Here is a 24,733-nt window from a genome sequence, read left to right as displayed (position 1 = left end):
TTCAGGTCCTCACGCTCAGTCGAGCCGCATGGCAATGCCATGCTCTGCCATATAGCGCTTGGCCTCGCCGATGCTATAGGTGCCGAAATGGAAGATCGAGGCAGCCAGCACCGCCGTCGCGTGGCCGTCGCGAATGCCCTCGACCATGTGATCGAGCGTCCCGACGCCGCCCGAGGCGATGACCGGCACGGACACACGATCGGCGATCGTGCGGGTCAGCGCGATATCGTAGCCGCTCTTCGAGCCGTCGCGATCCATCGAGGTCAAAAGCAGCTCGCCGGCGCCGAGCTTCACCATTTTCTCGGCAAAGCTCACGGCATCGATGCCGGTTGCCTGCCGGCCGCCATGGGTGAAGATTTCCCAGCGGTCTTCCTCACCGGGCTTGGACACTTTCTTGGAATCGATCGACACGACAATGCACTGGTTGCCGAACTTGTCGGCCGCTTCGGCGACAAAATCCGGATTGCTGACAGCCGCCGAATTGATCGACACCTTGTCGGCACCGGCGAGCAGCAGCTTGCGGATATCGGCGACCGCGCGCACGCCACCGCCAACGGTCAGCGGCATGAAGCAGTGGTCGGCCGTGCGGGCAACGACGTCGAAGATCGTGTCGCGATTGTCGGAGGAGGCCGTGATATCGAGGAAACAAAGCTCGTCGGCACCGGCGGCATCATAGGCCTTGGCCGATTCGACGGGATCACCGGCATCGATCAGATCGAGAAAGCTGACACCCTTGACGACACGGCCGTCTTTCACGTCGAGGCAGGGGATAACGCGGGCTTTGAGGGTCATGCCGCTTCTCCCTGTCTGCCACGAATGAGCGCCAGCGCTTCGGCCGGATCGATGCGCCCGTCATAGAGCGCCCGGCCGGAAATCGCGCCTTCGAGCTTTGCCGCATCCGGCTGAACCATGCGGCGGATGTCGTCCATCGAGGCAAGGCCGCCCGAGGCGATGACGGGAATGGAGACGGCATCGGCCAGCTCCAGCGTCGAATCCCAGTTGATGCCGGTCAAGATGCCGTCGCGGTCGATGTCGGTATAGATAATCGCCGAAACGCCGGCTCCCTCGAATTTCTGCGCCAGTTCGATGACGCCGAGTTCGGAGGCTTCCGCCCAGCCTTCCACCGCCACCTTGCCGCCCTTGGCGTCGATACCGACGGCGACCTTGCCGGGGAATGTCCGGCAGGCTTCGATCACCAGCGCGGGATCGCGCACCGCGACGGTGCCGAGAATGACGCGGGCAAGGCCGCGCGACAGCCAGTTTTCGATATGATCGAGTGTGCGGATGCCGCCGCCGAGCTGCACCGGGTTTTTCGTCGATTTCAGGATCGCATCGACGGCAGCACCATTGACGGTCTCGCCGGCAAAGGCACCGTTGAGATCGACCACATGCAGCCATTCGAACCCCTGGTCCTCGAAGGCCTTGGCTTGGGCGCCGGGGTCGGGATTGTAGACGGTCGCCTGCTCCATGTCGCCAAGCTTGAGGCGAACGCACTGGCCGTCTTTGAGGTCGATGGCGGGAAAAAGGATCATGTCAGGGCTTCCAGCACAGGAAATTGGAAATGAGGGCGAGGCCGAGCGTCTGGCTCTTTTCCGGATGGAACTGCGCACCGGCCCTGTTGCCGCTGGCGACGAATGCCGTCACCGCGCCGCCATAGGTAGTCGTGGCGATCAGGTCGTCCGGATTTTCGACGGCGAGATGATAGGAATGGACAAAATAGGCATGCAGCCCGTCCTCGCCGGTCCTGATGCCGGAAAACAGCGGATGCGGCTTGGCAAGCTCCAGCGTGTTCCAGCCGATCTGCGGGATTTTCAGCGCCGGATCGGAAGGGACCATCTCCGTGACATCACCCTTGATCCAGCCGAACCCCTGCGTGGTGGTCTTTTCCAGCCCGCGTGACGACATCAGCTGCATGCCGACGCAAATGCCGAGGAACGGCCGGCCGGATGTCTCCACCGCGTCGATCAGCGCCTGCTGCATGCCATCGACGGCGTCGAGACCGCGGCGGCAATCGGCATAGGCGCCGACGCCGGGCAGCACGATGCGGTCGGCGCTGGCGACGCGATCGGCCTTGTCGGTGAGCTCGATCTCCGCGTCGATGCCGGCTTCACGCGCGGCGCGCTCGAAGGCTTTCGTTGCCGAGCGCAGATTGCCGGATCCGTAGTCGATGATCGCAACGCGCATCAGCGTTCTCCATAATTTTCAAACAGGCCGACAGCCGTGCGGCCATCGGCAGGCCTTGCTACCGCAGCCGGCAGCACCGGCGGTTGCCAGATGGCTTCGCCTTCGGTTGTCCCATCGGTGGCCGTGGCGTGGTCATAGATCATTTCGGCGGTGGCCAGGTCGCCGGCGGTGACAATCGACTGCAGCGTCCAGCCTCTGGATTGCAGGCGTTGGACAATAAAGGCGGAGCCTTCCAGGGCAACCAGCAGGCGTAAAGCCAGTTCGATCAGCAATCCCGCCAGGCTTGGTTCGGGGATTGCAAAGGCGATGAGCCCTTGCAGGATGGCGACGGTAATGCCGGCAATCCATTGGCGCTGGAACAGCAGCCAGATCGCCGGAAAGACGAAGGCCAGCCAGGAAAACTTGTCGGCGATGAACCGTGCATTTTCGTCGCTCTTCAGAGCGCCGGGAGATGTCAGAACCAGATAGGAGGCCATATCAGCCAACTTTCAATAAAGGCCGGATCAGACCAGCGTTCCCTTGGTCGAAGGAACGCGGCCTGCCTGGCGCGGATCGATCTCTGTTGCCGTGCGAAGCACGCGGGCAACGGCCTTGAAGCAGGTTTCGGAGATATGATGGTTGTTGGCGCCGTAGATGTTCTGCACATGCAGCGTGATGCCGCCGTGCTGGGCGAGCGCCTGGAAAAACTCGCGCACCAGTTCTGTATCGAAGGTGCCGATCTTGGGCGCCGAGAAGGCGACGTTCCAGACGAGAAACGGCCGGCCGGAGACATCGACGGCGGCGCGGGTCATGGTCTCGTCCATGGCCAGATCGAGAGAGGCATAGCGGGTGATGCCGCGCCGGTCTCCGAGCGCCTTGGAAAGCGCCTGGCCGATGGCGATGCCCGTGTCTTCCACCGTGTGATGATCGTCCACATGCCGGTCGCCGTCGGCGACGATGTCCATGTCGATCAGCGAATGGCGGGAAAGCTGCTCCAGCATATGGTCGAAAAAGCCGACGCCGGTCGAGATCCGCGACGTTCCGGTGCCGTCGATATTGACGGACACGGTCACCGAGGTTTCGTTGGTCTTGCGCGAAACGCTGCCGGTGCGGGTGGGTTGCTGGTCGGCCATCAGGTTCTCCAGAATGGTACAGAGCCGCTCCATAACAGGCGGTGGGTGAAATATCCAGAACTGCCGCCATGATTCTCGCGGGCGCGAAACCCAGCCGGATCAAAGCACCACGGGGAACCGGGATGGTGGGCTATTTGCAATCTGCAAAAGCGCTCTTACATAGGCTTCAACAGGGCCGACGTCCGGCCCTTCGAAAGGGCCCGGCGGCCGGGCAAGGTGAGTTTTCATGACAACGATTATTACCGTCCGGAAGGGCGGACAGGTGGTGATGGCAGGTGATGGCCAGGTGAGCCTCGGCCAGACCGTGATGAAGGGCAATGCCCGCAAGGTGCGCCGTCTTGGCAAGGGCGAGGTGATCGCCGGATTTGCCGGCGCCACCGCCGATGCGTTTACGCTTCTGGAGCGGCTCGAAGCCAAGCTCGAGCAATATCCGGACCAGCTGATGCGCGCCGCCGTCGAGCTTGCCAAGGACTGGCGCACCAACAAGTATCTGCGCAATCTGGAAGCGATGATGCTGGTCGCCGACAAGTCGATCACGCTGGCGATCACCGGCAATGGCGACGTGCTTGAACCCGAACATGGCACGATCGCCATCGGTTCGGGCGGCAACTATGCCTTCGCCGCCGCGCGGGCGCTGATGGATTCGGACAAGACGGCCGAAGAGATCGCCCGCCGCTCGATGGAAATTGCCGCCGACATCTGCGTCTATACCAATGGCAACATCATCGTCGAAAAGATCGATGCCGCATAACCGCGAAGCAGTTCAGCGTAACCGGCGTATTTTTGAAAGAAGACCATGACCACATTTTCACCCCGTGAAATCGTATCGGAGCTCGACCGGTTCATCATCGGCCAGCACGATGCCAAACGCGCTGTCGCGATCGCCTTGCGCAACCGCTGGCGCCGCCAGCAGCTCGATGACGAGCTGCGCGACGAAGTGATGCCGAAGAATATTCTGATGATCGGACCGACCGGCGTCGGCAAGACGGAAATCTCCCGCCGCCTCGCCAAGCTGGCCGGTGCGCCCTTCATCAAGGTCGAAGCGACGAAATTCACCGAAGTCGGCTATGTCGGCCGCGATGTCGAGCAGATCATCCGCGATCTCGTCGAGGTCGGCATCGGTCTCGTGCGCGAGAAGAAGCGCGCCGACGTCAAGGCCAAGGCGCATCTGAACGCCGAGGAGCGTGTGCTTGACGCGCTGGTCGGCGCCACCGCATCGCCTGCGACGCGTGACAGTTTCCGCAAGAAGCTGCGCGCCAACGAACTGGACGACAAGGAAATCGACATCGAGATCGCCGATACGGCGACACCCGGCGGCGGCTTCGAAATCCCCGGCATGCCGGGCGCCAATATCGGCGTGCTCAATCTGTCGGAAATGTTCGGCAAGGCCATGGGCCCGCGCACCAAGAAGGTGCGCTCGACGGTCAAGGAGAGCTACGGCATCCTGATCAACGACGAATCCGACAAGCTGCTCGACAACGACGAGATCCAGCGCGAGGCCGTGCGCTCGGCCGAAAACGACGGCATCGTCTTCCTCGACGAGATCGACAAGATCGCCGCGCGCGATGGCGGCATGGGGGCCGGTGTTTCACGTGAAGGCGTGCAGCGCGATCTTCTGCCGCTGGTCGAGGGCACGACGGTTGCGACCAAATATGGACCGGTCAAGACCGACCATATCCTGTTCATCGCATCCGGCGCCTTCCATGTCGCGAAGCCTTCGGACCTCCTGCCGGAATTGCAGGGCCGCCTGCCGATCCGCGTCGAGCTGAAGGCGCTGACCAAGGAAGACTTCCGCCGCATCCTGACGGAAACCGAAGTCAGCCTGATCCGCCAGTACAAGGCGCTTCTGGAAACCGAAGGCGTCAGTCTCGATTTCACCGACGACGCGCTCGATGCACTGGCCGATGTCGCCGTCATGCTCAATACGAGCGTCGAAAATATCGGCGCGCGGCGCCTGCAGACGGTGATGGAGCGTGTTCTCGACGAGATCTCCTATGCGGCCCCGGACAAGTCCGGCGAATCGCTGAAGATCGATGCGGAATACGTGAAGAAGCATGTCGGCGATCTCGCCGCCAATACCGACCTGTCGCGCTACATCCTGTAAAGGCGGGCGCTGCGGTTCAAAGGTTAAAGAGGGCATCTGTCACGCGACAGGTGCCCTTGGTTGTGTCTGGAGGCTGCACGCGATAAGCCTGTGTCCGTGCCGGGCATGATTCCGACACGATTTTGCCGCATGCGTCCCGGCGCATCCAGCCAGTCATGACAGGTTCACAGGAAACAGATCGTGCGCGCCATCGTTCATATGCTTCTTATCGCGGGAATGATTCTCGTGACCGGTCCGGCCATGGCGGATGGCATTCGGGTCGTACCCGCCGGGAACCGGTACCAGGAGCAGCCGAACGTACCGGGAGCGTCGCTGCGGCGCACCAAGGCGGGCAAGACGTCCTTCGATGCGAAATATGAGAAGGTACGCAATCTTCTTGCCAGCGACGGCAAGCTGATGGGCAAGATCAAATCGACGGCGCGCGCCTATGGTATCGATCCGATCCATATCGTCGGCGCCATCGTCGGCGAGCATACCTACAATGTCGACGCCTATGACCGGCTGCAGTCCTATTACGTGAAGGCGGCCGCCTATGCCGGCGACAGCTTCCGTTTCGCCTACGAGGGCGAGACGGTTGCCGATTTCGTGGCGCGTCCGGAGTTTTCCAGATGCGCCGGCAAGAAGGGCTCCTATGCGCTCTGGAGCTGCCGTGAAAACGTGTGGGACGCGGTCTTCCGCGGTCATACCGTTGCCGGCAATTCCTATCCCGACAACCGTTTCAGCGCGGTGTTTTTCCAGCCGTTTTACGCCGGCCAGACATTCGGTCTTGGCCAGCTCAATCCGCTGACAGCCCTGATGCTGACCGATACGGTGTCGCGCGTGTCCGGCTATGAAGCGCTGGATGAAAAGGATGCCGCCGGCGTCTACAAGGCGATCATGGATCCCGATCAGTCGATTGCCTATGTTGCGGCGGCGATCCGCCACTCGATCGACGCGTACAAGTCGATCGCCGGCATGGACATCTCCAACAATCCCGGCATCACCGCGACGCTCTACAATGTCGGCAACCCGGACCAGCGTGCCGCAGCACTCGCGGCGAAAAATAACGGCGGCGGTACAATTTGGCCCGAGGAAAATTATTACGGCTGGCTGGTCAACGACAAGCTGGCCGAACTGAAGGCGCTTCTCTAGCTTTCCTGAAATAGCCACACCTTCATGCAAGGGTGGCCATGCGACGGTTGGCCATTGGAGCCGCCCGCCTGCGGCGGCGCCCGGAAGGATAGTCCATGGACATGAGACCCGAACCTTTCGAACCACCCGCGCCGATCCCGCGCACGGTGCCGCCGTCGCGTCTCCAGATCATCCGCACCGCGATGCGCAATCCGCTGGAGCTCTGGGGCGAGCCTTCCTACACATTGCCCTGGATCGACACCAAGTTCGTCAATCAGCGCACCCTGATCGTCAACGACCCGAACCTCATCCGCTACATTCTGGTCGAGAATGCCGCCAATTACGAGATGTCGAAGGTGCGGCGCCTCATTCTGCGGCCGATTCTGCGCGACGGGCTGCTGACGGCCGAGGGCGAGGTCTGGAAGCGGTCGCGCAAGGCCATGGCGCCGGTATTCACGCCGCGCCATGCGCGCGGCTTTGCCGCCAAGATGCTGTCGAAGACCGAGGAATACACTGCGAAGTACGACGAAGTGGCGACCATGGGGTCGATCGTCAATATCGCCAACGACATGACCGAGCTGACCTATGAAATCCTCTCGGAGACGCTGTTTTCCGGGCAGATTGCCGCCGAGACCGAGGGGTTTGCCGACAGCGTCGAACGGCTGCTGCACCGGATGGGCCGCGTCGATCCGATGGACCTGATGCTGGCGCCGTCCTGGGTGCCGCGGCTGACCCGCATCGGCGGCGCCAGGGTGATGGCGGAGTTCCAGTCGATCGTTGCCAAGACCATGGACCAGCGGCGGGCGCTGATGCGCTCGGACCCGGACGCGGCGCCGCAGGATTTCCTCACCCTGCTGTTGCAGCTGGAGCGGCCACAGGGTCTTTCGACCGACGAAATCGCCGACAATATCCTGACTTTCATCGGTGCTGGACACGAGACGACGGCACGGGCGCTCGCCTGGACGCTCTATTGCGTCGCCAACTCCTCGCATGTGCGCGAGAACATGGAGGCGGAGATCGACGCGGTGCTGTCGAGCGGAGCCGAACCGGTGGACTGGCTGGATCTGATGCCGCATGTGCGCGCCTCCTTCGAGGAGGCCATGCGGCTCTATCCGCCGGCGCCCTCGATCAACCGGGCGGCGATCAGGGCGGATTCCTGGACCTCGCCGGAGGGCGAGCGGGTGGATATTCCCAAGGGCATCTCGGTGCTGGTCATGCCCTGGACGCTGCACCGCCATGCGCTCTACTGGGAAAAGCCGCGCGCCTTCATGCCGGAACGTTTCCTGCCGGAAAATCGCGACAAGCTGCACCGCTTCCAGTACCTGCCGTTCGGCGCAGGCCCGCGCATCTGCATCGGCGCGACGTTCGCGCTGCAGGAGGCGGTGATCGCGCTCGGCGTCCTGATGAAGCGGTTCCGGTTCGACGTGACGCCGGAGACAAAACCCTGGCCGGTGCAGCGGCTGACCACGCAGCCTAGGGGCGGGCTGCCGATGAGGGTGACGGCTCGGTAAAGGTCTTGCCCGGCGTTTGCGATTGCACGGCGCGGATCGGCGAATCCGACGGCACCGGCTCCTGCAGCTGCTTCTTCGGCTTCTTGATGGTCTTGATCGCCGCACAGGTTGCGTCACCGACGCCCTCGCAGGGTTTGTAGACGACGATCTCGCTGCCCGCGCCATCGTCCCAGACGGCCTGGATGGCCAGCGTTTTCACCTCTCCGGCCGGCAGCGAGATGTAGATGTATTTATTGGTACTATCCTCGGGCAGGTTGAACGGGATCTGCGGATTGCAGGCGCCGAGCGGAAAGCGTTTGTCGAGCGCATCGGAATTGATCGAATAGCGGATTTCCGACAGGCGGCAATGCATCGTCTGCAGCGCAGTGAAATAGATCAGCTGCCTGTCGTCGTAGTTGCGGAACTGGATCCAGCCGCTCACCTTGTTGGCGTCGAGCATCGCCTTGTAGATCGCCACATCGGGAAGCACCGGCTTGTAGTCTTCCTCGTCTCCGGCGTCCTGCGCCAATGCGGGGCCGGCGAGGGCAGCGCAGCCCGCAAGCGCCAGCAAGAGCATTGAGAAACGGGTCATGCGATTGATCCTCCCTGCCGGCGCTGTCGCTCCGGCCGAACACGCATGTCGGCGAAGCGATGGCCTTTCCCGGAAAGATGTCATATCACCTCGTCCATATCCTTTGAAGCCGGGTATCCGGCGCTGCCCGAATGGACTTTGCTGTGACGGACCATCTCCTCCTCGGTATCGACACCGGCGGTACCTATACCGACGCGGTTCTTTTCAGCGAGACCGAAGGAGTCGTCGCCAAGGCGAAGGCGCTGACCACGCGTCACGATCTCTCCGTCGGGATCGCCGGTGCCGTCGATGCGGTGCTGGAGCAGGCAAAGGTGCCGGCCGGCGCCATCAGCCTCGTGTCACTGTCGACGACGCTTGCGACCAATGCGCTGGTTGAGGGGCAGGGCGGTCGCGCCGGTCTCGTGATGATCGGCTTTGGCCCGGAAGACCTGAAGCGTGACGGTTTACAGGAGGCGCTGGGCTCCGATCCGGTGATCTTTTTGCCGGGCGGGCACAATGTCCATGGTGGCGAAACGCCGCTCGACATGACGGCGCTCGACGAGGCCCTGCCGCAGCTTTCGGCGCAAGTCTCGTCCTTCGCCGTCGCCGGTTATTTCGCCGTACGGAATCCGGCTCATGAACAGCGGGTGCGCGACCGCATCCGCGATGTCTCGCACCTGCCAGTCACTTGCAGCCACGAACTTTCCTCCAAGTTGGGCGGCCCGCGCCGGGCGCTGACAACCCTGCTGAACGCTCGCCTCGTGTCGATGATCGATCGGCTGATCGGTGCCTGCGAAGGCTTCCTCCAGCAGCGCGGCATCGATGTGCCGATGATGGTCGTGCGTGGCGACGGCGCGCTGATTTCGGCAGCGGAGGCCCGGCTGCGGCCGATCGAGACGATACTCTCTGGCCCCGCAGCAAGCCTTGTCGGCGCCCGGCACCTGACCGGCCTCGACAATGCCGTCGTCTCCGATATCGGCGGCACCACCACGGATGTCGCCGTGCTCGATCAGGGCCGCCCGCGGCTGGACGGCGAAGGCGCCGTCGTCGGCGGATTCCGCACCATGGTCGAGGCGGTCGCCATGCGCACCTTCGGGCTTGGCGGTGATTCGGAGGTTCGTATCAACGACCGCGGCCTGCAGGCGAGGATCGATCTCGGCCCGCGCCGGTTTCTGCCATTGAGCCTTGCCGCCTTCCAGCATGCGGATGCGGTTATTTCCGTGCTCGAACGGCAATTGCGCACCGCGCATGGGGGGCGGCATGACGGCCGTTTTGCTGTCCGCACCGGGCTTCCGGATCATCTGGCAAGCGGACTTCAGCCGCAGGAGCAGGCCTTGTACGAGCGGATCGGCGCGGTGCCGGTGGCGCTGGAGAGCCTTTTGACCAGCACGCTGCAAAAGGCGACGCTGGACAGGCTGGTGGCGCGTGGCCTCGTGCATATCTGCGGCCTGACACCGTCGGATGCCATGCATGTGCTGGGACGGCAGGACCAGTGGAACGCAACGGCGGCGCGGCTGGGGGCGGAACTCGCCGCTCGGGTGAAGGATGGATCGGGAAAGCCGATTGCCTCGTCCGCCGAAGCTCTGTCGGACATGATCGTCGCCCGCCTGACCCGCCAGTCCGCCGAGGTTATTCTCTCCTCCTGCCTGGCGGAGGACGGCGCGGCAATCGATCCGGCCGTGTCGCTGGCCGTCGACCGGGCCTTGAAACGCGAACCCGGGATCGTTGCTTTCTCGCTGTCTCTCGATCGTCCATTGGTAGGTCTCGGCGCCTCCGCGCCGGTTTATTATCCGGCTATTGCGGATATGCTGGGGGCTGAATCCCGCATCCCGCCGGAGGCCGGTGTTGCCAATGCGGTGGGGGCGGTCGTCGGCCAGGTGCGCGCCTCGGTCACCGTCTTCGTGACGGTGCCGGAAGAGGGGATCTTCATCGTCAATGGCGCGGGACCGAGCAGCCGCTTCCTTGATGAAGGCGCGGCGTTCGCATCGGCGCGCGCGCGGGCGCAAATGGCGGCCCTGACGTCCGCCCGGTCAAACGGCGCCGATGAGCCGGCGGTGATGATGCGCGAGGAGATTGATGCGCCGGATATCGAGGGCAGCCGCAAGCTGGTCGAGGCCCGGTTCACCGCCATCGCCAGCGGCCGTCCGCGCGTGGCGCACGGCTGATTTGTTCTTTTCTGGAAATAATTCTTCGCATTTTCGCTGGATTGACAGGGAATGAAACCGTGAGAGACTGCGGCCTCTCATATTAAAGCGTTAATTCATGGAGTTGGTCATGGGCCGGATTGAAAAGAATGGACTGGGAATCGATGCGGACCTGCATGCATTCCTCGTCGGCGAGGCATTGCCCGGTACCGGAGTCGATGCCGACCGGTTCTTCGCGGCCTTTTCCCAGATCGTCCATGATCTCGCGCCGAAGAATCGCGATCTTTTGGCCAAGCGAGACGCGCTGCAGGAAAAGCTCGACAGCTGGTACCGGCAGAACGGTGCGCCCGTTGATATGGCGGTCTATGAAGGTTTCCTGAAGGAGATCGGATATCTTCTGCCGGAAGGCCCGGATTTTTCCGTTTCCACCAGCAATGTCGATCCCGAGATCGCCACGATCGCCGGGCCGCAGCTCGTCGTGCCCGTCATGAATGCGCGTTATGCGCTCAACGCCGCCAATGCCCGCTGGGGTTCGCTCTACGATGCGCTGTATGGCACCGATGCGATTGCCGACGACGGTGGTGCGGAGAAGGGCAGGGGCTATAACCCGGTTCGCGGCCAGAAGGTCATCGCCTGGGCGCGCGGCTTTCTCGATGCGAGCGCGCCGCTGTCGGCCGGCAGCTGGAGTGATGTCACAGCATTTTCCATTGACGGTGAAAACCTGTCGATCTCGACCGCATCAGGTCCGGCCAAGCTCGCCGATCCCCGCCAGTTTGCCGGCTATCGTGGCGACAAGGCATCCCCGTCGCATCTGCTTTTGAAGAAGAACAACCTGCATATCGAGATCGTCATCGACGCCTCGACGGCAACCGGCAGGGATGACCGGGCGCATATCTCCGACGTCATTCTCGAATCGGCGATCACCGCGATCATGGACTGCGAGGATTCGGTCGCGGCCGTCGATGCGCAGGACAAGATCGTCGTCTATCGCAACTGGCTTGGCCTGATGAAGGGCGACCTGCAGGAGGACATCACCAAGGGCGGCAAGACCTTTACGCGCCGGCTCAATCCGGATTTCGGCTTTACCGCGCCGGATGGATCGGAAATCTCGCTGAAGGGCCGCGCCCTGATGCTGATCCGCAATGTCGGCCACCTGATGACCAATCCGGCCATTCTCGACCGCGATGGCAACGAAGTTCCGGAAGGCATCATGGATGCGATGATCACCGGCCTGATCGCGCTCTACGATATCGGTCCGGGTGGCCGCCGGATGAATTCGCGCGAAGGCTCGATGTATGTCGTCAAGCCGAAGATGCACGGCCCGGAAGAGGTCGCCTTCGCCTCGGAAATCTTCGGCCGCGTCGAAGAAGCGCTGGGCATGGCGCCCAACACCATGAAGATGGGCATCATGGACGAGGAACGCCGCACCACGGTCAATCTCAAGGAATGCATCCGCGCTGCCAGGGAGCGCGTGGTCTTCATCAATACCGGCTTCCTCGATCGCACCGGCGACGAGATGCACACCTCGATGGAAGCAGGCCCGATGATCCGCAAGGGCGATATGAAGCAGGCCGCCTGGATTGCGGCCTACGAGAACTGGAACGTCGATATCGGCCTTCAATGCGGCCTGTCCGGCCATGCGCAGATCGGCAAGGGCATGTGGGCGATGCCCGATCTGATGGCGGCGATGCTGGAGCAGAAGATCGCCCATCCGAAGGCCGGCGCCAACACCGCCTGGGTGCCTTCGCCGACGGCGGCAACACTACACGCGACGCACTATCACAAGGTCGATGTTGCCGAGGTTCAGGCCAGTTTGAAAAGCCGGGCGAGGGCAAAGCTCAGCGATATCCTGTCGGTGCCGGTCGCTTCTCGCCCGAATTGGACAGCGGAAGAAATTCAGCGCGAGCTCGACAATAATGCCCAAGGCATTCTCGGTTACGTCGTCCGCTGGATCGACCAGGGCGTCGGCTGCTCCAAGGTGCCCGACATCAACAATATCGGCCTGATGGAAGATCGCGCGACCCTACGCATCTCCGCCCAGCACATGGCCAACTGGCTGCATCATGGCGTCGTGACGCAAGCGCAGATCGTCGGGACGATGAAGCGCATGGCAGCGGTCGTCGATGGCCAGAATGCCGGGGATCCGGCCTATACGCCGATGGCCGGTAATTTCGACGGCTCCGTCGCCTTCCAGGCGGCGCTCGAACTGGTGCTGAAGGGCCGCGAACAGCCGAACGGCTATACCGAACCGGTCCTGCACCGCCGCCGGCTGGAGCTGAAGGCAAGCCAGGCTGTGTCTGTTTGATGGACGGAAGCGGCAACCCTTTTTCAGCAAAAATAGACCGTTTCCGGGAGCTTCACACCTGCCATAACGTCTCTGGTGAGAGCTGATCCCCCGGTGATCGGGCAAGGGGAACGGAGCGCATTCCCCAATTTCCCTCATGCTCGCCTTTGTGGCGGGCATCCAGCGACCCGACGTCCGCCGGGTCAGAGAATTCGTTAAGCCTTGGATAAGGTGATCCTTCACTGCGCAGACGCGCGGTGGCTGGATGCCTGTGACGGGCACAGGCATGACGGGGTAGTATGATGCCTCCAAAAAAATCATCCCCGTTTTTCCCCGCATCCAAAAGAGCGGCCATACTATTCCCACCTTCACCACCGGAGTGTTTCGCGAGACGATCGTGGGCAGGGGGAGGTTGGTGCCCGTGTCGATGGCCGTAACGTGCGGTCCGGGATACGGGGGATGGTGCCCGGGCGGGAAACCGCTTCAAAAATGTCTCCCCCGCGGCTTCCAGGCTGCGGTTTGGTTGAGCCATGCAAGTCTTGGCGCAAATGCCGGGATGCAGCGGGACAAGGGTTGCCATTCGTAGGGGCCGGAAGCCCCGAGAGAAGCCAAAGGCCACGCGGAAGCGGTGCCACATTAAAATTACTGTGAGAGGTTCCGCATCCGCGTGTGCTCTCCATGCTCTTTGAAAGCCGCAGGCGGTTTCCGTCGTGCGCATGCGAACCCGTGCCGCGCCATCGAAGGGCGCGAGTCGATCGGCCGGAACGTTCCCGATCTGAATCAAAAATCCCCGGACAAGCCGGGGATCTGAAAGATTCTGCGATGAACGCTCGGGTCTCGTTACTGCTGAACGATGACGCGGGTGTTCTTGCCGGGACGGACGCGGGCGTAGAGGTCGATGATGTCCTGGTTGATCATGCGGATGCAGCCGGACGAGGCCGCGGTGCCGATCGAGGCCCATTCCGGAGAACCGTGGATACGGAACAGCGTATCCTTGCCTTCGTCGTTGAACAGATACATGGCACGTGCGCCGAGCGGGTTGCGCAGGCCCGGGCCCATGCCGTTCTCGACATACTGGGCGACGTCCGGCTTGCGCACGGCCATTTCCTTCGGCGGATGCCAGGTCGGCCATTCCTGCTTCCAGGCCACATAGGCGCGGCCTTCCCAGGCAAAGCCGGCCTTGCCGACGCCGATGCCGTAGCGAACGGCCTTGCCGCCGGGCAGCACGAAATAGAGGAAGCGGTTCGGCGTGTTCACGATGATCGTGCCGGGCTTTTCAGCCGTGGCATAGTCGACGATCTGGCGATGGAAACGCTCGTTGACCTTGTTGATCGGGATCGCCGGGAGGGCATAACCGTGATCTTCGATCGGGCCGTAACTGTCGGAGAAGATCTGGTTGGTTGCGACTTTTTCGCCGATGGGAGCGATCGGCGCTGTGGAGCAGCTGGCCAAAACGAGAGTGGCCGCGAGGCTGCACAGCAGAACTGCATTGCGGAAGCGCATGGGTGTCTCTTAAAATGAAGTTAAGAATATCTGGGTCGTCTCGACCATCAGTGATTATGGGTTATTTTCGATTACCATCCCGATTGCAAGTGAATGCGGCGCAGCATTCCGGCAGGACGTTCCAAAAACTCCACGGAGTGTTTTTTTGCAACAAAAGCGGCGTTATGCCAGAGTTTAACGCATGGCGATTCTCTCTATCCACAACGATAGTCCTTTGATCGACGGGCGGCAGTCGCAGCGCGCGATGATGGTGCGCCGCGGCATACAGCGTTACCTGCATGAGATGCGCCATGCGGTGCTTCCCGAGTTGACGCTCGCGAGCGGACGGCGTGCCGATCTGATTTCGCTTTCGCCCAAAGGGGAGATCTGGATCGTCGAGATCAAGACCTCGATCGAGGATTTTCGCGTCGACCGGAAATGGCCGGACTATCGCATCCATTCCGACCGGCTGTTCTTCGCCACCCATGCCGGCGTGCCGCTCGATATTTTTCCCGAAGAATGCGGGCTGCTGCTGTCGGATGGTTATGACGCCGAGATGATCCGCGATGCGCCGGAACACCGGCTGCCGGCGGCGACACGCAAATCCGTATCCCTCAATTTCGCCCGTGTCGCAGCTCAGCGGCTGATGCTGGCGGAATGGTCGGCTGACCGGGCAGGCGATACCAGCCCGAATATGCGCGAGATCGTCTCCGGTTCGCTGGACGGCGAAAGCTGAGCCAACGCCGTCATCGGGGGATGAACCCTATTTGGGGGCGCGCTTGGCCAGGATGCGCTGCAGCGTGCGGCGGTGCATATTGAGCCGGCGGGCGGTTTCCGAAACGTTGCGCTCGCACATTTCATAGACGCGCTGGATATGCTCCCAGCGGACGCGATCGGCCGACATCGGATTTTCCGGCGGCTCGGCGCGTTCGCCGGCCCGCTGCACCAGGGCTGCGAAGATATCGTCGGCATCGGCGGGCTTGGCGAGGTAGTCGACGGCGCCGAGCTTGACCGCGTTGACGGCGGTGGCGATATTGCCATAGCCGGTCAGCATGATGATGCGGGTATCATCGCGCCGGGCGCGGATCGCTTCGATGACGTCGAGACCGCTACCGTCGCCGAGTCTGAGATCAACGACCGCATGTTTCGGCGGCCGGGTCTTTGCCTTGGCGATACCTTCGGCGACCGATTCGGCGATATCGACGGTAAAGCCGCGCGTTTCCATGGCGCGGGCAAGCCGGCGCAGGAACGGCGCATCGTCATCGACGATCAGCAGTGAGGTATCGGCGCCGATCAACGAGGCATCATCGACTGCTGCGTCCGGCTGTTCGGTGAGTTTGTCCGTCATGTCGCAATCCTCGGTGCAGGTCTCTTGTTCTTGCACTCTATGTCAGTTCGCATAGTCTCGCTTCCAAATGCCGTAAAGTCATTTTGACAGTTTTGTGTCCATCAGAATGCGCGGCCATTCGACGCTGACGCGGGCGCCGGGCTTTTCCGGGCCGCCGTTTTCGAAGGACAGCTTTGCGCCCGAACGCTCCAGAAGCGTCTTGGCGATGAACAAGCCCAGCCCCAGCCCGCCGGCGCTGTCGTCCTTCTGGCGCTTGGTAACATAGGGCTCGCCGATCCGGCTGAGAATATCGGGCGCGTAACCGTCGCCGTCATCCTCGATCATCACCGAGACGATCTCCGGCGTATGGGTGACGGTCACCGTCACCTCGTTCTTGGCATAGTCCACCGCGTTTTCCAGCAGATTGCCGAGGCCATAGAGAATGCCGGCATTGCGGTTGCCAACCGGTTCCGTGGCGCGATTGCCCTGTTCGACCAGATGGATCTGGATGCCGAACTCGCGATGCGGCGCCATCACCTCCTCGATCAGCGACGACAGCGGCAGATGGCGCATATGCGCCTCGTTTTCCGAGGACAATGTCGTCAGTCGCCGCAGGATATCCCGGCAGCGTTCGCTCTGGCTGCGCAACAGGTGGACGTCTTCGCCGAACCGCGGATCGTCGCCAAGCTCGCGCTGCATTTCCTTGGCAACGACGCTGATGGTCGCAAGCGGAGTGCCGAGCTCATGCGCGGCGGCGGCGGCAAGCCCGTCGAGCTGCGAGAGATGCTTTTCCCGCTGCAGCACCAGCTCCGTTGCCGTCAGCGCTTCGGCCAGTTCGCTCGCCTCCAGTGACACACGATAGGTATAGAAGGCTGCAAAGGCCGTGGTCGAGACGATGGCGACCCAGAAGCCGGCGGTCAGGATCGTCGGCACCAGCAGGACCACGCCCGGATACCAGGGCAGGGGAAAGGGAGAAAAGGCCAGTGCCGTGATGCCGATGATGGCAAGGATCGCCAGCGCGATGCTGTGCAATTTCGGCTGCGAGGTGGAGGAGATAATGACGGGCACGCAGACCAGCGGCGCGAAGGGATTGGCAAGGCCGCCGGTGATGAACAGCAGCGCGGTCAGTTGGGCAAGATCGATGCCGAACAGCGCAAAGGCGGCCGGCGGTTGCAGGCGGTGGGTCGGGGGATAGCGGATGGTGAGATAGACATTCACCCAGGCGAGCAAGGAGATCAGCGAGCAGCAGGCCAGCAACGGCAGCGGAAACCGCAGCCAGAAGGCCACGATCATCACCGAGATCGATTGCCCGCCGACCGCCAGCCAGCGCAGGCGCACGATCGTCTGCAGGCGCAGGACGCGGCTTGTGGTGGCTTCTTCCCCGTCGAGTGCGGCCGCTGTCATCCGGTTTCCTGTCGTCATCGTCATGGGCGTCTCATGTACCACGCGGTTTTGCCCGTGTCGTCGGCGGTGCGTTTGCCGGATCGTCCGGCCAGGGATGTTTGGGGTAACGGCCGCGCATGTCGGCGCGGACATCTTTCCACGATCCTGCCCAGAAGCCGGGCAGGTCGCGCGTCGTCTGCATCGGCTTGTGGCCCGGCGAAACCAGCTCCAGCAGCAAAGGCAGCCGTCCGCCGCCAATCGAAGGATGCGTCTTCAGCCCGAACAGCTCCTGAACACGGATCGACAGCACCGGCTCGTCGCTGTCATAACGGATCGGATGGCGCTGGCCGGTCGGCGCTTCGAAATGGGTTGGTGCCAGACGGGCGAGATCGCGGGCGACGTCATGCGGCACCAGCGACTGCAGGCCTTCGGAAAGGCTCCCCGCATTGATATCGTCGATACCGCGCGTATCGCGCTGGTAGGGCACGAACCAGTCGTCCAGCCGTGCCAGCAGGCTGTCATCCGACATATCCGGCCACGGATCGCCGAGCGTGCGGTGGAGAAACCCGATCCGATCGCGCAATTGTGCTGCTTCCTTCGAAAATGGAAGGGCCGTAAGACCAAGCTGGCGAACACCGTCGGCCAGCGCGCGGGCCGATGCTTCACCTTTTGGCCGGGGCAGCGGTGTCTCGTCGAAAATGATGGCGCCGAGCCGCGTGACCCGCCGTGCCCGGACCTGCCGGCTCGACCGGTCGAAGAAGGTCTGGTCTTCCCGGACGATCGCCTGCGGCATGTGGGCTTCGACATCGGCGCGGGAAATCTCGGCTGCGGCCAGAATGCGCTGTCCGCCGGCACGGCCGGTGAGGTCGGCGATGACCAGCATCGCGCTGCCGGCCAGCCGTTCGGTCTCCGGCAGCTCTGCGCCGCGTCCATTGGCCATGACGAACCGGCCGCGGCCGCCGCGTTGCAGCGCGATCCGGTCCGGAAATGCCTGCATCAACAGAATGCCCGGTTGGACCGGGTCGCCTGCCTCCTTGCCGGCGCTCAAACCCTTGGCCATCCGCCGGGCAAGCCCGCGTGAAGCATCGGCACGGTCGCCGCGCTCGGACTTGAAGCGGCGCAGCCGATCTTCCAGATCGATGCTGTTGCCGCCCAGACCCTGTTCGGTCAGAACCACGGCTAAAAGACAGGCTTCATAGGCCTGCCCGTCCTCTGCCGCCGAAACGGCCATGGCGGCAAGCCGCGGCGGCAACGCCAGCTGGCGGATCTGTTTTCCGCGTGCCGTCAATGCGCCATTGGCATCGAGGGCGCCAAGCTGGGCCAGCAGCGCCCTGGCTTCCTGCCAGGTCGTGACGGGCGGCGGATCGAGAAAGGCAAGACCGGCGGGATCGGTGACGCCCCAATGGGCAAGATCGAGCACGAGGCCCGACAGGTCGGTCGAGAGAATCTGCGGCGGGGTGAAGGCGGGAAGGGCGGCCGTCTGGCCCGGATGCCAGAGACGAATGGCAATGCCGGGCTCTGTGCGTCCGGCCCGGCCCGCCCGCTGATCGGCGGACGCACGCGACACGCGCACGGTCTCCAGCCGGGTAATTCCGGTGGAGGCTTCGAAGGCCGGCAGCCGCTGAAGCCCGCTGTCGATGACGATCCGCACGCCATCGATGGTGATGGACGTCTCGGCGATCGACGTCGCCAGCACGATCTTGCGCGTCCCCGCCGTGGCCGGCCGGATGGCGGCGTCCTGTTCCTTCTGGCTGAGATTGCCGAACAGCGGCGTGATGATGGTCTCCGCGCCGAACCGGCCCGCCAGCCGTTCGGCCGTGCGGGTAATTTCCGCCTGTCCCGGCAGGAAGGCGAGGATGGAGCCGGTTTCCTCGCGATGCGCCTCGACGATCGCGCGCGTCACGGCATCTTCGACGCGTTCGGCCGACGGTCTTTCCCGATAGCGAACATCGACCGGGTAGCTGCGCCCCTGGCTTTCGATGACGGGTGCCCCGCCGAGAAGCTGCGCGACGCGGCCGACATCCAGCGTCGCCGACATCACGATCAGCTTGAGATCGTCGCGCAGCGCCTGCTGCACGTCGAGCGCCAAAGCCAATCCGAAATCGGCATCGAGCGAACGTTCATGAAATTCGTCGAACAGCACGGCCGAAACATTGGGAAGCTCCGGATCGTCGAGCAGCATACGGGCAAACACACCTTCGGTTACCACCTCGATGCGGGTCTTTGTCGATATCCGGCTGTCGAGCCGCATGCGGTAGCCAACGGTTTCTCCGACATTTTCGCCAAGCAGGCTGGCCATGCGGGCAGCGGCCGCGCGGGCCGCGAGCCGGCGCGGCTCGAGCAGGATGATCCGGCCGTCGCCGCGCCAGGGCTGATCCAGCAGGAAAAGCGGTACCAGCGTCGTCTTGCCGGCGCCGGGCGGCGCGGAGAGCACGACCGCCGGAGCCTGTGCCAAAGCCTCGCCAAGTTGCGGCAAAATCGCCTTGACGGGCAGGTCCGGCAGTGTGTCCGTCACGCTCATGGGCTGGTTTCCTCGCCGATCACCACGACATTGCCGCCGGCTGCGTCCGCGTCGGCTTGGTCATGCGTCACAAGAACGACCGGCAAGCCGGCGGATTTCGCCCTGGAGAAAACCAGGCTGCGTGTCTGTTGCCGCAGATCGGTGTCGAGTTTGGAGAAAGGCTCGTCGAGCAGCAGGAAACGCGGTGCCGACAGCAGCACCCGTTGCAGCGCCACTCTGGCTTTCTGCCCGCCGGACAGCGTGGCTGGATCTCGCTCGAAGAAGCCGCCGAGATCGACGTCGGCAAGCGCCTGCTCCACCATGCGCCGGCGCTGGTCGCGCTTTGCGATCGATGGCGTCAACCCGAACAGGAGATTGCCGCCGACCGAGAGATGGGGAAACAAGAGGGGATCCTGAAACAGCATGCCGCAGCCGCGCTTTTCCGCCGCAACGCCGGTCAGGTCATTGCCGTCAATCAAGAGGCGGCCGGTGGTCGAAAAGGCCGGATCGAGAAAGCCGCCGAGAGAGGCAAGCAGGGCCGATTTGCCGGAGCCGGACGGCCCCATGATGGTCAGAACGTCGCCGGGCCGGACGATTGCCGACACCGACAGCAGCGTTCTACCGTGAAGGCGGATGGAAATCGCCTCCAGATGCAGGCCGTCTGTCTTGCCGTCGGGTTTCATTCAAATCCTCATCGCGCGCCGGTGGCGGAATAGCAAGTGCGGCACCAGCGATGCAATCAGAAATCCGGCGAAGGGAATGAGGGTCTGCAGCAGGGCATAGACGCCGATCATGCGTCGGTCGCCGCCCGACGATAGCGCCACGGCCTCGGTGGTGATCGTGACGATCCGCCCGGCGCCGATCAGAAGCGTTGGCAGATAGAGCCCGGCGGAAACCGCAAAGCCGACGGCAAAGGCGGTGAGCCACGCCCGCGTCAGCATCGGCAGACGAATATGAAGCAGGATCTGCAACGGCGACCTGCCGAGCCCCGCTGCCACCGTTTCATAGCGCCGGTCGAATGCCTGCCACGGCGGTGAAAGGGAGAGGGCGACATAGGGCAACACGAAAATCAGGTGCACGAACAGCAGAAGCGCGAACGACGCGCCAAGGCCGAGCGCGAGGCCGAGAATCTGCAGGCCGAACATGAAGCAGAGTTGCGGCACGATCAGCGGCAGATAGAGCACGACACGCAGAGCACCATCCGCGCGAAGGCTCTTTTGCCACAACAGGCCGATGGCCAGCACCAGCGCGATCGCTGCCGACGCGCCGGCAAGGCCGATCGCTGTCATGATCGGTCCAATGGCCTGCGGCAAGGCCCGTATCCAGGGTTTGAGCGTCGCACTGTGCGGCAACAACGATGGAAACGGCCAGAGACCGGCAATCGACCAGATGAAGAGCGTTACGAGACCGAGAAACACGAGTGCTGCCGATACCGTCATGGCAGCGCAGGCGATGCCACGGATCAGCTGGTCCTCGGACTTGCGGATGCCCGATCCGGAGATCCGTTTCAGAACAAAGGCGCCTGTCCTTTCCGCAACGAGCCAGAATACCATCGCCGTGATCGTCAACACGAGCTGAAGCAGCGCGCCCGCCGAGGCCAGGAACCGCATCTGCAGGTCGCTGTTGGCGATCCATTCGGTGATGCGCACCGGCAAAGGCGCCGGCAGATCGGGCCCGAGGATCACAGCCACATCAACGACAGAACTCGCATAGGCCAGCACCGCAAAGACCGGCAGGCGGATCTGCCGGTAGAGAAGCGGCCAGACACCGATCAGAAAACCCCGGACGCGCCCGTATCCAAGGCTTGCCGAAAGCTGCCGCATCTGCGCCAGCGGCACCTGTGGCAGGGCCGCCAGCGTCACCAGAAAGAGAAACGGCATTTCCTTGACGACCAGCCCCGCCATGACAGTCAATCCCAGCGGATCCTGCGGCACGGGCCAGTCGGGCGGGCTGGTATAGCCGGTCAGTCCCGGCGACAGCAGCCGCATGACAAAACCCGAGGGCGCAACGAGGAAGGCGAGCCCGAAGGCGGCGGCGGCATGCGGAACGGCAAGTAGCGGTGAAACCAGATGCTGGACCCGCGAAAACATCCGGGTTCCGGCATATCCGGCCGTGAACAGCATGACCATGACGACCGAAACGCCTGTCGCAACGAGCCCGGTTGCCAGGCTGACCAGCGATGAGCGGATGAGATGAGGCTGGGCTGCGAGATCAGCAAAATGATCGAAGGTAAGGTGATCACCGCCCAGCGCCGGCAAATATCCGAAAGCCGGCCCGATCGTACCGGCAAGTCCCGCCAGAACCGGCAGGCTGAGAAGGACAAGCATGAAGCCGGACAGCGTGAAGCGGCGCGTCACGTTTGCGCGCCTGTCCTGCGGTCGGCCGTCCTCAGTTCGCAGCCCCATAGCGCTTGATCCATTCCGCCTCGATGCGCGTCATCCAGTCCGGATGCGGCTCGGCCAGTGCCGGGCCAAGCTTCTCCGGCGGCAACGTCGCGACGCCGAGATCGAGCGCCGCGAATGCCGCCCTGTCCTTGTCCGCAAGCGTGCCGAGCGCCAGCACCGTCGGGTCGCCCCAGATCTTCGGATCCTGCTTTCTGAGCTGCGCTTCCGGCGACAGAAGGAAATTGGCCAGCACCAGTGCGCCCGCCTTGGCACTGGCATTGTAGGGAATGCCGACGAAATGCGTATTGCCGAGCGTTCCCTTCGAAAACACGAAGGACCGGACGCTGTCGGGCAGTTCACCCGCGGCAATTCCGGCCGAAGCTTCGGCCGGATTGAAGGCAAAGATGATGTCGAGTTCGCCGTCCGCCAGCTTCTGCTTCATGTCCGGATAGTTTTTCGGGAAAGCCTTGCCCTTGCGCCACAGCAGCGGATGCAGCTGGTCGAGATAGGCAAACAGCGGCGCCACATCCCGATTGAAGGTCACGTCATCGACCGGTTTCTGCAGCTTCTCCCGGTCGGCGATCAATTCGGTCAGGACCTGTTTGAGAAAGGACGAGCCGATGAAGTCCGGCGGCTGCGGATAGGAGAAATGCCCAGGATGAGCTTTCGCAAAGGAGAGCAGGTCTTTTGCCGAATCCGGCAGATTCTTTTTCGCGGTGCGGGCTTCATCATAGAAGAACACCAGCCTGGCCGCTCCCCACGGGCTTTCCAGCCCCTCGGTCGGAAGGGTGAAATCCGTTGTCACCGTCGGCTGGTTCTCGATATCGACGAGACCCCAGTTCGGCAGCTTCGTTGCCCAGTCCGGGGAAAACAGCAGGCCCTGACGCTTCATCGCGGCAAAATTCTCGCCGTTGATCCAGATGAGATCGACTGAGCCGTTCGCATCGCGGCCGGCGGATTTTTCGGCGAGCACCGTCGAGACGGCCTTGGTCGTATCGTCGAGCTTGACCTGCACGACCGTGACGCCGTAGCGCGCCTTCACCGCGTCGCCGGCCCACCGGATATAGGCATTGATGTTGTCCGATCCGCCCCAGGCATTGAAATAGACGGTCTCGCCACGCGCTTCGATGAGCACCCGGTCCCAGTCCGCCGCATCCGTCGCGCCTGCCTGCCGGATAGTCGGCAGCGCAAACGGCGCCAGCAGCGCCATCGTCATGAACATCCGTCGTGTCGATAGGATCATATGCGATCGCCCCCTCATATTTGTCCCTCGATGCCGGTAGCCTAAGCCAAGGCCGCGATCCGTCAACGCTGTCCACCGTCAACCGCCATCACGTTCCGGTGACGGTCATCAGCCGTGGGGTGAGCGCTCAAAGGCAAGAATAGCACCGGCCAGATCTTCAAGCGCGGCACCCACGGATTTGAACAGGGTGATTTCGCCGGGCTGCGTGCGCCCCGGGTGGCGTCCGCCGGTCAGTTCCGCGAGGTCCGCCCGGATCGAGCCGGGGGTAATGAGCCCGGCACGCAGCGGCTGAACCAGGTCGCCGCCTTCGCTGAGCGCGCCGTCGCGGGTATCGACGAACAGGGTGGCGCGCTCGACGGCCCGGTCATCGGATTCGCGCATGCCCGGTTTGAAGGCGCCGACCAGATCGAGATGCGCCCCCGCCTTCAGCCAGTCGCCACGGATCAACGGTTTCAATGACAGGGTCGCGCAGGAAATGATGTCGGCCGTGCGGGCGGCCGCTTCGATATCGGTGGCAACGGAAACGGAGATGCCGGGAAGGTCGATCTGCGCCGCCGTCGCCTCGGCCTTGCGGATGTCGCGGGCCCAGATCGTCACTTGCGAAATCGGCCGGACCGAAGCATGCGCCTCGATCAGGTTCTGCGACAGCCGACCGGCGCCGACCATCAGCATATGGTGTGCATCGCCGGCTGCGAGATAATCGGCCGCCAGCGCTGATGCCGCCGCGGTGCGGCGCGCGGTAAGCTCCGCCCCGTCGATGATCGCCAGCAACTGGCCGGTCTTGCCGGAAGACAGCAGATAGCTGCCATGGATCGCCGGCAGGTCGCGGCCGGTATTGCCGGGGAACACCGAGACCATCTTGACGCCGATATAGCTGCCCGGCTGCCAGGCGGGCATCAAAAGCAGGGTGGCGGCAGCCTCGCCGAGAACGGCGACATCATGATGATGGCGCACCGGCATCTCGCAGCCGTCGCGAAACATCGTTCTGAGCGCCGCGATCAGGTCGCTCCAGGGTAGCGCCGCGCGTGTCTCGGCTTCATTCAGAACCAGCATGTCCATCTCCGATGCTATAAAGGTCAGTGGACATTAGCAGGAGTTTCGTGGGCGGCAAAAGCACGGGATGTTGTGATGTCGTGCGGCCCGCGCATGACTGTGAATTGTGTCCAAACGCCCCTTTCCTGATTTTGACCATTTGGGAAAGATTTTGTTTCTGGAATTTGTTGATTGTTGTGCGGCTTCGGTGTGTTTTCCGGGTGAATTTGAAATACACTAGTAATAACAGTCGCTTATAAGAAACTTCATTTTTCTTGAAACTCTGTGTTGACTTGTTTCGGGTGTGTCGCCTATAAACCGCTCACCAACGAGGGCGGCGGCGCTGCTGGCGACCGACGAACTCGCTCTGAAGTTTCTTATGA

General features: G+C 62.9%; 21 protein-coding genes. 7 read left to right on the top strand and 14 right to left on the bottom strand.

The annotated features are described in order from the left end of the window. Window positions 1–15 precede the first annotated feature (15 nt). Genes hisF through hisB form a run of 5 tightly spaced genes read right to left on the bottom strand, consistent with a single transcriptional unit; the run spans window position 16 to window position 3,296 of the window. Complete coding sequence (gene hisF, locus ADU59_RS20110) at window positions 16–792, bottom strand: imidazole glycerol phosphate synthase subunit HisF (RefSeq protein ID WP_068955944.1); 777 nt, start codon at window positions 790–792, stop codon at window positions 16–18. Beyond that, a complete protein-coding gene (gene hisA / locus ADU59_RS20105) occupies window positions 789–1,532 on the bottom strand; it encodes a 1-(5-phosphoribosyl)-5-[(5-phosphoribosylamino)methylideneamino]imidazole-4-carboxamide isomerase (protein WP_068955943.1) in 744 nt (247 codons plus the stop codon). Before hisA ends, hisF begins: the two co-directional genes overlap by 4 nt. 1 nt (window position 1,533) lies before the next feature. Next, window positions 1,534–2,184, bottom strand: a complete 651-nt coding sequence (gene hisH / locus ADU59_RS20100; RefSeq protein ID WP_068955942.1) for an imidazole glycerol phosphate synthase subunit HisH — start codon at window positions 2,182–2,184, stop codon at window positions 1,534–1,536. After that, complete coding sequence (locus ADU59_RS20095; RefSeq protein ID WP_068955941.1) at window positions 2,184–2,660, bottom strand: DUF2628 domain-containing protein; 477 nt, start codon at window positions 2,658–2,660, stop codon at window positions 2,184–2,186. Before ADU59_RS20095 ends, hisH begins: the two co-directional genes overlap by 1 nt. A 27-nt stretch (window positions 2,661–2,687) precedes the next feature. Beyond that, window positions 2,688–3,296, bottom strand: coding sequence for an imidazoleglycerol-phosphate dehydratase HisB (hisB, locus tag ADU59_RS20090; RefSeq protein WP_068955940.1), 609 nt, complete (start codon window positions 3,294–3,296; stop codon window positions 2,688–2,690). 226 nt (window positions 3,297–3,522) lie between these two features. On the opposite strand from hisB, the gene hslV reads away from it, so the two are divergent. From hslV to ADU59_RS20070, 4 genes are all read left to right on the top strand, one after another. Beyond that, window positions 3,523–4,047, top strand: a complete 525-nt coding sequence (gene hslV / locus ADU59_RS20085; RefSeq protein ID WP_068955939.1) for an ATP-dependent protease subunit HslV — start codon at window positions 3,523–3,525, stop codon at window positions 4,045–4,047. Window positions 4,048–4,092: 45 nt separating this feature from the next. After that, window positions 4,093–5,400 (top strand): ATP-dependent protease ATPase subunit HslU, encoded by a 1,308-nt coding sequence (gene hslU, locus ADU59_RS20080; RefSeq protein WP_068955938.1) that lies wholly within the window; start codon window positions 4,093–4,095, stop codon window positions 5,398–5,400. Between the two features lie 180 nt (window positions 5,401–5,580). After that, on the top strand, window positions 5,581–6,531 hold the full coding sequence (locus ADU59_RS20075) for a DUF1402 family protein (protein WP_068955937.1): 951 nt from the start codon (window positions 5,581–5,583) through the stop codon (window positions 6,529–6,531). Window positions 6,532–6,626: 95 nt separating this feature from the next. Next, window positions 6,627–8,021: a cytochrome P450 gene (locus ADU59_RS20070; protein ID WP_068955936.1), complete on the top strand. Its 1,395-nt coding sequence runs from the start codon at window positions 6,627–6,629 to the stop codon at window positions 8,019–8,021. On the opposite strand, the gene ADU59_RS20065 is transcribed toward ADU59_RS20070, so the two are convergent. Continuing rightward, window positions 7,984–8,592 (bottom strand): hypothetical protein, encoded by a 609-nt coding sequence (locus ADU59_RS20065; protein ID WP_068955935.1) that lies wholly within the window; start codon window positions 8,590–8,592, stop codon window positions 7,984–7,986. The genes ADU59_RS20070 and ADU59_RS20065 overlap by 38 nt on opposite strands. Window positions 8,593–8,735: 143 nt before the next feature. Here ADU59_RS20065 and ADU59_RS20060 point away from each other — a divergent pair, with 143 nt between their 5' ends. Further along, complete coding sequence (locus ADU59_RS20060; protein WP_068956196.1) at window positions 8,736–10,736, top strand: hydantoinase/oxoprolinase N-terminal domain-containing protein; 2,001 nt, start codon at window positions 8,736–8,738, stop codon at window positions 10,734–10,736. Between the two features lie 109 nt (window positions 10,737–10,845). Then, window positions 10,846–13,020, top strand: a complete 2,175-nt coding sequence (locus ADU59_RS20055; protein WP_068956194.1) for a malate synthase G — start codon at window positions 10,846–10,848, stop codon at window positions 13,018–13,020. A gap of 819 nt (window positions 13,021–13,839) precedes the next feature. On the opposite strand, the gene ADU59_RS20050 is transcribed toward ADU59_RS20055, so the two are convergent. Continuing rightward, window positions 13,840–14,502, bottom strand: a complete 663-nt coding sequence (locus tag ADU59_RS20050) for a L,D-transpeptidase (protein ID WP_068955934.1) — start codon at window positions 14,500–14,502, stop codon at window positions 13,840–13,842. Between the two features lie 181 nt (window positions 14,503–14,683). On the opposite strand from ADU59_RS20050, the gene ADU59_RS20045 reads away from it, so the two are divergent. Continuing rightward, entirely contained in the window at window positions 14,684–15,217 is a 534-nt protein-coding gene (locus ADU59_RS20045) for an MmcB family DNA repair protein (protein ID WP_068955933.1), read from the top strand. A 27-nt stretch (window positions 15,218–15,244) separates the two neighbouring features. Here the strand turns inward: ADU59_RS20045 and ADU59_RS20040 are convergent, their stop codons facing one another. From ADU59_RS20040 to lhpI, 7 genes are all read right to left on the bottom strand, one after another. After that, the gene (locus ADU59_RS20040) at window positions 15,245–15,829 is read right to left on the bottom strand and encodes an ActR/PrrA/RegA family redox response regulator transcription factor (RefSeq protein WP_068955932.1); all 585 of its coding nucleotides are present in this window, start codon (window positions 15,827–15,829) and stop codon (window positions 15,245–15,247) included. Window positions 15,830–15,907: 78 nt separating this feature from the next. Beyond that, window positions 15,908–17,230, bottom strand: a complete 1,323-nt coding sequence (locus ADU59_RS20035) for an ActS/PrrB/RegB family redox-sensitive histidine kinase (protein ID WP_425332040.1) — start codon at window positions 17,228–17,230, stop codon at window positions 15,908–15,910. Window positions 17,231–17,243: 13 nt separating this feature from the next. Then, window positions 17,244–19,712: an ATP-dependent helicase HrpB gene (gene hrpB / locus ADU59_RS20030; protein WP_068955931.1), complete on the bottom strand. Its 2,469-nt coding sequence runs from the start codon at window positions 19,710–19,712 to the stop codon at window positions 17,244–17,246. Next, on the bottom strand, window positions 19,709–20,374 hold the full coding sequence (locus ADU59_RS20025; protein WP_068955930.1) for an ATP-binding cassette domain-containing protein: 666 nt from the start codon (window positions 20,372–20,374) through the stop codon (window positions 19,709–19,711). The genes hrpB and ADU59_RS20025 overlap by 4 nt, the downstream gene beginning before the upstream one ends. Next, window positions 20,375–22,018, bottom strand: a complete 1,644-nt coding sequence (locus ADU59_RS20020; protein ID WP_068956190.1) for an ABC transporter permease — start codon at window positions 22,016–22,018, stop codon at window positions 20,375–20,377. Window positions 22,019–22,079: 61 nt separating this feature from the next. Continuing rightward, window positions 22,080–23,285 (bottom strand): ABC transporter substrate-binding protein, encoded by a 1,206-nt coding sequence (locus ADU59_RS20015; RefSeq protein ID WP_162493787.1) that lies wholly within the window; start codon window positions 23,283–23,285, stop codon window positions 22,080–22,082. 141 nt (window positions 23,286–23,426) lie between these two features. Beyond that, window positions 23,427–24,371: a bifunctional Delta(1)-pyrroline-2-carboxylate/Delta(1)-piperideine-2-carboxylate reductase gene (lhpI, locus tag ADU59_RS20010; RefSeq protein WP_068955928.1), complete on the bottom strand. Its 945-nt coding sequence runs from the start codon at window positions 24,369–24,371 to the stop codon at window positions 23,427–23,429. Window positions 24,372–24,733: the final 362 nt, after the last annotated feature.

This window comes from Pararhizobium polonicum (assembly GCF_001687365.1).
GTDB classification, from domain to species: domain Bacteria; phylum Pseudomonadota; class Alphaproteobacteria; order Rhizobiales; family Rhizobiaceae; genus Pararhizobium; species Pararhizobium polonicum.
Note: the sequence above shows the minus strand (reverse complement) of the source record. Positions and strands in the feature narration are given on the sequence as shown.

Bases quoted from the DNA above. Each gene is read 5' to 3' on its own strand.
- ADU59_RS20035 (WP_425332040.1), bottom strand. From the start codon at position 17,230: ATGACGACAGGAAACCGGATGACAGCGGCCGCACTCGACGGGGAAGAA.
- hrpB (WP_068955931.1), bottom strand. From the start codon at position 19,712: ATGAGCGTGACGGACACACTGCCGGACCTGCCCGTCAAGGCGATTTTG.
- hisF (WP_068955944.1), bottom strand. From the start codon at position 792: ATGACCCTCAAAGCCCGCGTTATCCCCTGCCTCGACGTGAAAGACGGC.
- hslU (WP_068955938.1), top strand. From the start codon at position 4,093: ATGACCACATTTTCACCCCGTGAAATCGTATCGGAGCTCGACCGGTTC.
- ADU59_RS20020 (WP_068956190.1), bottom strand. From the start codon at position 22,018: ATGCTTGTCCTTCTCAGCCTGCCGGTTCTGGCGGGACTTGCCGGTACG.
- ADU59_RS20095 (WP_068955941.1), bottom strand. From the start codon at position 2,660: ATGGCCTCCTATCTGGTTCTGACATCTCCCGGCGCTCTGAAGAGCGAC.
- ADU59_RS20065 (WP_068955935.1), bottom strand. From the start codon at position 8,592: ATGACCCGTTTCTCAATGCTCTTGCTGGCGCTTGCGGGCTGCGCTGCC.
- hslV (WP_068955939.1), top strand. From the start codon at position 3,523: ATGACAACGATTATTACCGTCCGGAAGGGCGGACAGGTGGTGATGGCA.
- ADU59_RS20025 (WP_068955930.1), bottom strand. From the start codon at position 20,374: ATGAAACCCGACGGCAAGACAGACGGCCTGCATCTGGAGGCGATTTCC.
- lhpI (WP_068955928.1), bottom strand. From the start codon at position 24,371: ATGCTGGTTCTGAATGAAGCCGAGACACGCGCGGCGCTACCCTGGAGC.
- ADU59_RS20015 (WP_162493787.1), bottom strand. From the start codon at position 23,285: ATGGCGCTGCTGGCGCCGTTTGCGCTGCCGACTATCCGGCAGGCAGGC.
- ADU59_RS20040 (WP_068955932.1), bottom strand. From the start codon at position 15,829: ATGACGGACAAACTCACCGAACAGCCGGACGCAGCAGTCGATGATGCC.
- ADU59_RS20050 (WP_068955934.1), bottom strand. From the start codon at position 14,502: ATGCGCTTCCGCAATGCAGTTCTGCTGTGCAGCCTCGCGGCCACTCTC.
- hisB (WP_068955940.1), bottom strand. From the start codon at position 3,296: ATGGCCGACCAGCAACCCACCCGCACCGGCAGCGTTTCGCGCAAGACC.
- hisH (WP_068955942.1), bottom strand. From the start codon at position 2,184: ATGCGCGTTGCGATCATCGACTACGGATCCGGCAATCTGCGCTCGGCA.
- ADU59_RS20045 (WP_068955933.1), top strand. From the start codon at position 14,684: ATGGCGATTCTCTCTATCCACAACGATAGTCCTTTGATCGACGGGCGG.
- ADU59_RS20070 (WP_068955936.1), top strand. From the start codon at position 6,627: ATGGACATGAGACCCGAACCTTTCGAACCACCCGCGCCGATCCCGCGC.
- ADU59_RS20055 (WP_068956194.1), top strand. From the start codon at position 10,846: ATGGGCCGGATTGAAAAGAATGGACTGGGAATCGATGCGGACCTGCAT.
- hisA (WP_068955943.1), bottom strand. From the start codon at position 1,532: ATGATCCTTTTTCCCGCCATCGACCTCAAAGACGGCCAGTGCGTTCGC.